Consider the following 9,061-nt stretch of genomic DNA (forward strand, 5'->3'; position numbering starts at 1 on the left):
TCCAATGCGCAGGTGCTGCCCTTTGTTAAATCAGAACCCGACATTGAGATGATGGTGACCGAGATTATCCATCAGATTGGTGTGCCGGCTCATATCAAAGGATATCATTATCTGCGCGAATCCATTGTGCTTTGCATTGAGGATCACGACATTATTAATTCCGTTACCAAGCAGCTCTATCCCACTGTGGCAAAACGATATAATACTACTTCCTCCAGGGTAGAGCGTGCCATTCGTCACGCAATCGAAGTTGCATGGGACAGAGGAGATGTCGATACGCTGAACAGCTACTTCGGCTATACCATTCACAACTCCCGCGGCAAGCCCACCAATAGCGAGTTTATTGCCCTTATTTCCGACAAGCTTACCCTGCGCCTCAAGGGCATGAGAACCGAGATAGAAGCGGCGAAATAGTGGCTTACTAATGCGATTTATGGAGCTTTTAAAAAAACGGAGACAAAAGCTGTAAACATTTTATTAATCGGCTTATTTCCTCTGGAAATTACATCTAGATCAATGAATTTTAAAAAATAATGCAATGAACTCCTTTACTTTATTGAGTGCGAATTTTTATTCTGCCTTTGAAGTAAAGGAGTGCTTTTTATGCTGCAATTTGACTATGATATTGATGATTTCATGAGCTATTGCCAAAGTCAAAACCTCAGACCAAAGACTATGCAAAGTTATGAACAAGCATTGCGAATTTTCGAACGTTATATGATTGATATTTGTAATTTAACAGAATAAGTGACAAAACGAGATAACCCCGAACAACCCGAGATAAACCGTGAAAACCGTGTGGTTATGCGGGTTTGCGGGTGCTACGTCGCGCGGTGCGTTGACAATAATGTTGAGAACAATTTTTTCAACTGCGCGCGGCGAACGCAACACACCACCGAACAACAAAATGCTCACAAAGCCTATTATGGTGCGCTTTGCGGGCATTTTTTAGTTGAGTAGGTAATTAATTTACTGCCTCTGATCGAACAGTCACTGGTGGACGCTGCTGCAGAGGTGGACGGATACCTTGCCAAAAGGTATCCGGTGCCCCTCCCCAATGCCCCGCCTGTTGTACACAAATACGCAAAGGACATTGCAGTGTATAACCTTGTGTCCCGTATTGGTGTTGTCGACAAAGAGCGCGAGGACAACTACCGTGAACGTTACAAATTCGCCCTCAAGTTCTTGGAAAGTGTATCGCGGGGTGTTGTCGACTTGGGGCTTAATCCACCGAATAAGCAAGCTGCAACCGGATTTCAGATGCACAGCCCTAACCGCATTTTCAGCCGAGACAGCATGAAAGGAATGTAACTGATGGCAAGTATCCAACTTGGCGGCGACATTCGCGCCCTCACCAATCATATCCGCAAACTGGAACAGCTCGATTTCAAAACCATTAACGAAGCTTTGGGGCAGGTTGTGCGTACGTCAACAAGGATGCGGTTCCAACAGCAAAAGGGTCCTGATGGGAAGCCTTGGAAGCAATCCATTCGAGCATCACAGCAGGGCGGTGTCACCCTAACCGATACCGCCCAGTTGAAAAACTCCATCCGCAGCAAGGCTGACAGTGACGGCTTTGCGGTCGGTACTAACGTAATCCATGCCCGCCGCCATCAGTTTGGAGATAAAAAACCACTTACGATCAAGGCAAAAACCCCAAAAGGCTTACGGTTTAAAATCAATGGGCGTTGGATTACCAAAAAAGAGGTTAAGGTACAGATGCCGGAACGACCGTTTCTCGGTATCAATGAGCCTGATCTAGATGAGATAAAGGGTACACTGGAAGATTTTATAAAGGATTGTGAAAGCACATGATTTCTGAATGTATTGAATATTTATCAAAAAAGCTGCACGATGCAATGGGGGCATCTACCAGAGTATGCACCACATTGAAGGAACTCAAAAACAACGCAGAAAGCCATGTGGCAGCAGTGCTGATCGAATCGGATAACTTTACACGAAACGGCTCTAAGATCAATATTATGAACAATTCGGGCGGCAGTAAGGCTGTAAAGCTGTTTGATCGTCAGTTAAAGTTTGTAGTCATCCTCGGAGAATACAAGCTTGCTGCACTCGAACCTTTCTTTGAAACCTTTATCTCATCCATTGATAAGGGGCTCACGCTCTCCAATGGCTACTACATTACCATTGAGCCGAGCGAGGCTGAATGGGTGGATAAAGAAGATAGCATTTTGAAATCTGATATTGCAGTACAACTACAAATTACTTTTCATGGAGGGATTTACCGTGTAAAAGAATTTGCCAAATTGTCTGAGATTATTACAACGATAGAGGAGGACAACCGGGATGGCAGCCAATGAAAAAGAAAACCCTTCAATTCTCCCGATTGAGCAGCTTCGCAAAATATATCATACACCTGATGCTGTGTATGCGGGTGTCGCTGCACAAAAAGGATGGGCGCGCGGCAAATGTGTTTCCGAAGCAGAATACAAAGCAGCTGTTGCCAAATTTCTAAAGTCTCCGATGAAAGAAGGCGGTTAAATGTTAAGAGATGTTAGAACCACAATTTCCGACGGCGGGTTGATCAGCGCCCCGTCCGGCTCCGGGGTGCATGCAAAAATCGGCGTGTCTCCGAAGCTCAGCACAAGCCCCATACTGATCAAAGGCAGTATGTCTGCCAAAAAGATTCAGGAGCAGCTAGGGCTTAGCCCCTTAGCGGATGCTTGTATGGATAGCGTAGAAAATGGCGCAAGCCTCATCTACTGCATTCCTGTGGCGGCATCTGTCGACGGTAAAGTCGGCGAAGTTAAAAAGACGGGTACTGGGACCGGAACGCTCACCATCACGGGTAAGCCGAACAACTCCTATCAGTTGGTGGTGAAGATCACCAAAGAAGGCGGTCTCAATGAGGCAGCTTGCAAATACAGCTTTGACGGTGGTCTAAAATTTTCCGAAGAGATCACCATTCCCATCAGCGGGCAGCTCGCCCTCGCACCAACAGGTTTAACCTTGGTGTTTGCGACCGGAGCTGAGAACGCCAAGAGCTTTGAGCTGGAGGATACCTTTACAATCTCCACAACAGCACCCCAAATGAACAATGAGGACGTGCTCACGGCAATTGACAAGCTGCGCAAGATAAAAGCTACCATTGAATTTGTTCATATTGTGGGCGAAACCTCGAAAGCGCTTTGGTCTGTTTGCGCCACCACTGCAGAAAATTTCTTCTCAACCTACTTTAAGCCCCTGTTCTTTGTTTTGGAAGCGCCGAACATCACCACCGGGCAGACAGTCGAAGCCTACGCCACCTCTCTGATATCCGACCGCAAGGGCTGCAACTCCATCTATGTTCAGGTGGTAACGGCAAGAGGTATCTACACGAGAATGGACGGCACCACGCAGGAAATCAACCTGGCGGGTATTGTAAGTGGCTTTTACGCACAGGCAGATGTACAGCAGAGCATCGGCGAGGTGAAATCGTTCCATGTATCGGAAAACAAGCTGCTTTCCCTCACGCCTGTTGGGATAGAAGATTACCTTGCCGAGCTTGATGCTGGCGGCTTCCTCACATTCCGTGCGTACGAGGGATTGGCGGGGTGGTACGTTACCAATGCGCGGATGTTAGCGCCGGAGGGCTCAGATTATCAGTATGCTGAGCGCGTCAGGGTGCACAATCAGATGGCACGCGAGGTGCGCAAAGAGCTCCTGATGCAGCTGCAATCCCAGATTGATATCAGTAATTTGGATGCCGAGCTGGAGGCAATTGCAAAATTTGCGGAAACTCCGCTTGACCAGATGATCGCCGACAAGGAAATATCTGCTGCGCGCATCATTATCCCGGAAGGGCAGGACATTCTCAGCACCGAGAAGCTGAACCTCATCATCCGGTATGTTCCCATCGGCTATGTGCGCGAGATGGAAGTTAATCTCGGCATGGAAAATCCGTTTGTAAAGGAGGCGTATGCTATCGCAGGGGTAGGTGTACGAAATTCTGACAAAAACGAAGCATACGACACTGCTACAAATCTGTGGAGCACTAAAGCTCCTGCATCATCTGAGATGACGAACTTTGGATGCTCTGCGGTTGGAAATTCTATATTTATAATAGGGGGCTCAAGACCAAGTAACGACTCAAACTTAGTAGATGCTTACATGGTAAATGGCGACGTTTACCCAGCAAAAACAGCAATAGTGCAGCATGGGTATGGTAAAAACAAAGCGGGTGTTTACAAGGATAAAAAAGTTAACTTGCCTGTGTATGTAGGTAACTGTTACTATCACGACGGTGCTGCACTTAAACGAGTAGACAGTGCAACCAACTACGAAAACTCTGGTTGGCAATCGGTGATATAAAAATTATTTAGGAGGAATTTACAATGTCAAAATACACTTACAAAACATTCCCAGCAAATTTCGTTCCAGAGGATGGAGACAAAGAGGGCAAGCGTGTACATCAAGCAACAATTAACTTTGGGCATGATGGTGATGCGTGCTATGTTATTTATATCAATGGTCAAATGAATACAATTCAATTTGAAGGCGAGTTGCCATACCCTGCGGAAACTCTTGAGCAAGCAGCAGAGCTTCATATTGCAGCACTACAGTCAGAAAATGGGTAACCATTTGAAATAATAAAACACAGGCTGAATACTGTAAAAGTATCTGCCTGTGTTTGTTGAATTAGTTCATCAAAATCCAATTATTTTTGCCAAATTCGATGAGAAGTTTTGCAAAAAGTTTTGGCGGCTTACAATATTCATCAAGTTCATGAAGCATCTGAGGTGAAAGAAGGACATATAAAAAAATATGTTTAATATCTATTAAATGGTGTATCCAGAAAAGATAGAAACTCACGAAATACTTTGTGACCCATTTTATGGCTAAAGCCTTATTGTTTTAAATCTAAATAACAAAACGTGATTTGGTGAAAAGGAGAACCTTATGAGAGTTAGACTATCTCTGATAATTTCAGGTCTTGTCTTAGTATTAGTCTTGTTTATGGTCGTGCTAAGAATAAGTAAGCCAGAAAACCCCTTTCCACTTAGCGTAGAGGCCGTAGAAAAAGCACTAGAGAAACATAACTTACAGTGGGAAATTGGGGAGTCTAAATCCTTTAGCGATGGAAATACGAATTATGAAGTTCTCAATGAAAGCGGAAAGATAACCACGCACATAGACAGCTCTCTTGCCAATAATGAAAAAGGAGAACTTGGCGGTACAGCAAGTGCACGGAGATTTCTTGAAGTAATGCTAGTACCTCCTCCGACATATGAATCCAAGTTGACATCATCAATTGAAGAAGAACAATGGCCTACTGTGTTTAGCCTTGCATGTAGCCTATATGGGGGATCGAGAAATTCAAAAAAGGTGTTTCGGCAGTTTACAGAGGATACTAAAAACGAAAGATATGAGCCAAAAGGACGAAAAATTGTTTGGGAAAAGAAAATCAGTGGTGTTTACTATTTAGTATCTTTTCGGCCATCTGAAAAACATTATGGTCGTTTTGATCTTTTATCTATCAAACTAATGAATGACGTTTGCTATAAAGATTATCTTGCTATGACAAAGCGTTTTGAAGAAAAACAAGTTATTTCAAACGAAGAAAAGCAGAGAGTAATTCCAAATTAGACCCGGCAAGCAGCTTTTTCTAGATGTGATGACCGCAAATACTAATGGTAAGGATAATAAAATCTGAGCAATGAAATATTATAGTATTAGATGGTATATTCTAAAAGATCTGCTCCGTCCTAGTATCGATAATTGTTTGATCTGATTAAGAAATTAATAGATAAGGGCAAAGGCTAGGTGGATAGGATATGATGTTGTGAGTAAGTGTGTGAAGGACTGTCTCTTTTAGCCTTCTATTTTTAGCCTGCGCCTCAAGGGCATGAGAACCGAGATAGAAGCGGCGAAATAGTGTTTATAAAAAACCTCCTTACTTTTTCAGTCAATGCAAATCGGCGAGAAAGTAAGGAGGTTTTTTTGCGCCGGTGTGTCTTAACATCCTTATATGGGTACTCAAACAAAAAATTGTAAAATTTACAAATGTGCAACCAATACAGTTTTAGAAATTTATGATAAAGGATTCTTATTACAATTTACATGTCCACTTTCATTGTGTGAAGCGTTAAAAGATGTTATAATAAACAAATACACATTTTGAAAGGCGGTGGCCCTATGACAAATTTTTGTAAACGCATCAACATCATATGTGGTCATTATGGCAGCGGCAAAACCAATCTTGCAGTCAACCTCGCGGTCGATTTAAAAAAGCAGGGTAAGGATGTCGTTTTGGCTGACCTTGACATTGTCAACCCTTATTTCCGCTCAGCGGATTTCAATTCTATTTTAAACAAAAACGGTATTCATACCATTAGCCCCACCTATGCAAACACCAACCTCGATATTCCGGCTCTTACCGCGAATATGAACTCGATATTTGAACAGAAAGACCGCACTATTGTCATTGACGTGGGCGGTGATGACGCAGGTGCTGCCGCCATGGGGCGTTATGCGCGCATGGTGCTGGATGACGGTGACTATAGCTATCTTTATGTGATCAACAAGTACCGCTATCTCACCCGTACACCCGATGAAGCCCTTGCAATTCTACGGGAGATCGAGCAGATCTCGCGCCTAAGCGCGACGGGCATCGTCAACAATTCTAATGTTTCCTATCAGACAACATCTGATACTATCACTTCTTCAATAGAGTATGCGCAGTCGGTAGCACAGCTTGCGGGTATTCCGCTGGTTGCCACCGCCTACGACAGGCGTTTGGAGAAAGAAATTGTTTCAGGGGGCATGATTTCCGACGGCTACCCGGTGGATATTTTCGTCAAGCCCCCATGGGAAGAAAAAACAAACATTCAGCTATAATTATGGAGGTGTCATCTATGGCAAAGGTAACAATCAGCGAGATCACCTGTAAAGGCTGTGGTCTGTGTGTCAGTGTCTGTCCTAAAAAGATTATTGCACTCGACAAAGGCAGGCTGAACGCCAAGGGTTATCATCCTGCGCAGGTCATCGATATCGAAAAATGTATTGCATGCGCTATGTGTGCAATGATGTGTCCTGACAGCGCAATCAAAGTTGAAAAGTAGAAAGGTAGTGCAGAAATGGCTGAAAAAGTATTGATGAAGGGCAACGAAGCGCTTGCGGAAGCCGCAATTAAATGCGGATGCCACAGCTTCTTCGGCTACCCGATTACACCTCAGACTGAGGTTGCTGCATATATGGCAAAGCGTCTGCCAAAAATCGGCGGTACATACCTGCAGGCAGAATCCGAAATCAGTGCAATCAACATGGTGCTTGGTGCTGCGTCCGCAGGTGTTCGCGCTATGACTTCTTCCTCCTCACCGGGTATTTCGCTTAAATGTGAGGGTATTTCTTATATCGCAGGCTCCGACCTGCCCTGCCTCATGATCAACGTGCAGCGCGGCGGCCCCGGGCTTGGCGGCATTCAGCCTGCCCAAAGCGATTATTGGCAGGCAACACGTGCACCCGGTCACGGCGACTTGCATATTCTGGTATTTGCTCCCTCCACCATTCAAGAGATGGTCGACCTCGTCTACGACGCGTTTGATAAAGCAGATCAGTACAGAATGCCTGCCATGATTCTTGCAGATGGCATGCTCGGTCAAATGATGGAGCCCGTTTCATTCCCCGAAAAAGAGGTTACCGAGTTTGTTGAAAAACCATGGGCTACCAACGGACATCAGAACAAGCGTGAACATAATGTTGTAAACTCGCTGCATTTGCAAGCAAGCGAGCTGGAGAGAACGATTGTAGAGCGCTTTCAGAAATACGATATTATCAAAGAGAATGAACAGCGCGCTGAGGAATATATGGTTGAAGATGCCGATATTGTTCTGGTAGCTTACGGTGCAACCGCGCGTATCGCACAAAGTGCGGTGAAGACTGCCCGCGGGCAGGGAATCAAGGCGGGTCTTATCCGCCCCATCACGGTTTGGCCGTTCCCAACCAAGGCAATCGATAACGCCTGTGCCACCGCCAAAAACTTCCTTTGTGTTGAAATGAGCATGGGGCAGATGGTGGATGACGTGCGCCTTGTCGTAAACGGCAGAATGCCTGTTCATTTCTTCGGTCGCACCGGCGGTGTCATTCCAACGCCCGCTGAGGTGCTTGTGCAGATCAAAACAATTGCAGGAGGTGCAAAATAATGGCAGTGGTATATGAAAAACCCCATGCACTTACCGATGCTGTGCTGCATTATTGCCCCGGCTGCACTCACGGCATCATCCACAAACTGGTGGCTGAGGTTATTGACGAATTTGAATGCGAAGGCAGAACCGTAGGCGTTGCGCCTGTGGGTTGTGCGGTTATGGCATACAATTATTTTAAATGCGATATGGTAGAGGCACCCCATGGCAGAGCTCCTGCAATCGCAACCGGTTTAAAAAGAAGCCTGCCTAATAATGTTATCTTTACCTATCAGGGTGACGGCGACCTTGCCGCTATCGGCACTGCCGAGACGGTTCATGCGGCAACTCGCGGTGAAAACATCACCATTATCTTCGTTAACAACTGCATTTACGGCATGACAGGCGGTCAGATGGCGCCTACAACACTGCCCGGTCAGGTCACACAGACCACACCATATGGGCGTGACGTTGCGGCCGCGGGTTATCCCATCCGCATGTCTGAAATGCTCGCTACCCTTGATGGTACCGCTTATGCAGAGCGTGTTTCGGTGGATTCCGTCCCCAATATCCGCAAAGCGAAAGCTGCCATCAAAAAGGCATTTCAAACTCAGATCGACAAAAAAGGCTTCTCCATTGTTGAGGTGCTGTCTACATGTCCTACCAACTGGGGCTTAACTCCTGTTGAGGCTTTGGGTTGGCTGCGTGATAATATGATGCCCTACTATCCTCTTGGCGTTTACAAAGACAAAACAGGAGGGGATAAATAATGGCTTCTTACAATATGATTATGGCGGGCTTTGGTGGACAGGGTGTATTGTTTTCGGGTAAGGTAATCGCTTATGCCGGTTTGATTGAAGATCAAAGCGTTTCGTGGCTGCCGTCCTACGGCCCCGAAATGCGCGGCGGTACCGCAAACTGTTCTATCTGCGTATCCGACG

Annotated in this window: 13 protein-coding genes; all 13 read left to right on the forward strand. The window is 45.6% G+C overall.

The window, feature by feature from the left end:
* The coding region (locus RTV33_RS12100) for a sporulation initiation factor Spo0A C-terminal domain-containing protein (protein WP_312644577.1) at positions 1–414 on the forward strand (414 nt) is incomplete at its 5' end.
* Between the two features lie 567 nt (positions 415–981).
* Positions 982–1,311, forward strand: coding sequence for a DUF1320 domain-containing protein (locus RTV33_RS12105; protein WP_312644605.1), 330 nt, complete (start codon positions 982–984; stop codon positions 1,309–1,311).
* A gap of 3 nt (positions 1,312–1,314) precedes the next feature.
* Positions 1,315–1,815 carry a phage virion morphogenesis protein gene (locus tag RTV33_RS12110; protein ID WP_312644579.1) on the forward strand — a complete coding sequence of 167 codons (501 nt, stop codon included), beginning with the start codon at positions 1,315–1,317 and terminating at the stop codon, positions 1,813–1,815.
* Positions 1,812–2,321 (forward strand): SON protein, encoded by a 510-nt coding sequence (locus RTV33_RS12115; protein ID WP_312644581.1) that lies wholly within the window; start codon positions 1,812–1,814, stop codon positions 2,319–2,321. The genes RTV33_RS12110 and RTV33_RS12115 overlap by 4 nt, the downstream gene beginning before the upstream one ends.
* Positions 2,308–2,502, forward strand: coding sequence for a hypothetical protein (locus tag RTV33_RS12120; protein WP_312644583.1), 195 nt, complete (start codon positions 2,308–2,310; stop codon positions 2,500–2,502). The genes RTV33_RS12115 and RTV33_RS12120 overlap by 14 nt, the downstream gene beginning before the upstream one ends.
* Positions 2,503–4,311 (forward strand): DUF2586 domain-containing protein, encoded by a 1,809-nt coding sequence (locus RTV33_RS12125; protein ID WP_312644584.1) that lies wholly within the window; start codon positions 2,503–2,505, stop codon positions 4,309–4,311.
* A 23-nt stretch (positions 4,312–4,334) separates the two neighbouring features.
* The gene (locus tag RTV33_RS12130) at positions 4,335–4,577 is read left to right on the forward strand and encodes a hypothetical protein (RefSeq protein ID WP_312644586.1); all 243 of its coding nucleotides are present in this window, start codon (positions 4,335–4,337) and stop codon (positions 4,575–4,577) included.
* 322 nt (positions 4,578–4,899) lie between these two features.
* Complete coding sequence (locus RTV33_RS12135; RefSeq protein WP_312644588.1) at positions 4,900–5,586, forward strand: hypothetical protein; 687 nt, start codon at positions 4,900–4,902, stop codon at positions 5,584–5,586.
* 549 nt (positions 5,587–6,135) lie between these two features.
* A complete protein-coding gene (locus RTV33_RS12140; RefSeq protein ID WP_312644590.1) occupies positions 6,136–6,837 on the forward strand; it encodes a hypothetical protein in 702 nt (233 codons plus the stop codon).
* 17 nt (positions 6,838–6,854) lie between these two features.
* Complete coding sequence (locus RTV33_RS12145) at positions 6,855–7,061, forward strand: 4Fe-4S binding protein (RefSeq protein WP_312644592.1); 207 nt, start codon at positions 6,855–6,857, stop codon at positions 7,059–7,061.
* Positions 7,062–7,076: 15 nt separating this feature from the next.
* A complete protein-coding gene (locus RTV33_RS12150; RefSeq protein ID WP_312644593.1) occupies positions 7,077–8,141 on the forward strand; it encodes a 3-methyl-2-oxobutanoate dehydrogenase subunit VorB in 1,065 nt (354 codons plus the stop codon).
* Positions 8,141–8,890 carry a thiamine pyrophosphate-dependent enzyme gene (locus RTV33_RS12155; RefSeq protein WP_312644595.1) on the forward strand — a complete coding sequence of 250 codons (750 nt, stop codon included), beginning with the start codon at positions 8,141–8,143 and terminating at the stop codon, positions 8,888–8,890. Before RTV33_RS12150 ends, RTV33_RS12155 begins: the two co-directional genes overlap by 1 nt.
* The coding region (locus tag RTV33_RS12160) for a 2-oxoacid:acceptor oxidoreductase family protein (protein ID WP_312644607.1) at positions 8,890–9,061 on the forward strand (172 nt) is incomplete at its 3' end. The genes RTV33_RS12155 and RTV33_RS12160, both read left to right, overlap by 1 nt.

It is taken from the genome of Hydrogenoanaerobacterium sp. (genome assembly GCF_032017025.1).
Classification (GTDB): domain Bacteria; phylum Bacillota; class Clostridia; order Oscillospirales; family Ruminococcaceae; genus Hydrogenoanaerobacterium.

Bases quoted from the DNA above. Each gene is read 5' to 3' on its own strand.
- RTV33_RS12110 (WP_312644579.1), top strand. From the start codon at position 1,315: ATGGCAAGTATCCAACTTGGCGGCGACATTCGCGCCCTCACCAATCAT.
- RTV33_RS12115 (WP_312644581.1), top strand. From the start codon at position 1,812: ATGATTTCTGAATGTATTGAATATTTATCAAAAAAGCTGCACGATGCA.
- RTV33_RS12120 (WP_312644583.1), top strand. From the start codon at position 2,308: ATGGCAGCCAATGAAAAAGAAAACCCTTCAATTCTCCCGATTGAGCAG.
- RTV33_RS12125 (WP_312644584.1), top strand. From the start codon at position 2,503: ATGTTAAGAGATGTTAGAACCACAATTTCCGACGGCGGGTTGATCAGC.
- RTV33_RS12130 (WP_312644586.1), top strand. From the start codon at position 4,335: ATGTCAAAATACACTTACAAAACATTCCCAGCAAATTTCGTTCCAGAG.
- RTV33_RS12135 (WP_312644588.1), top strand. From the start codon at position 4,900: ATGAGAGTTAGACTATCTCTGATAATTTCAGGTCTTGTCTTAGTATTA.
- RTV33_RS12140 (WP_312644590.1), top strand. From the start codon at position 6,136: ATGACAAATTTTTGTAAACGCATCAACATCATATGTGGTCATTATGGC.
- RTV33_RS12145 (WP_312644592.1), top strand. From the start codon at position 6,855: ATGGCAAAGGTAACAATCAGCGAGATCACCTGTAAAGGCTGTGGTCTG.
- RTV33_RS12150 (WP_312644593.1), top strand. From the start codon at position 7,077: ATGGCTGAAAAAGTATTGATGAAGGGCAACGAAGCGCTTGCGGAAGCC.
- RTV33_RS12155 (WP_312644595.1), top strand. From the start codon at position 8,141: ATGGCAGTGGTATATGAAAAACCCCATGCACTTACCGATGCTGTGCTG.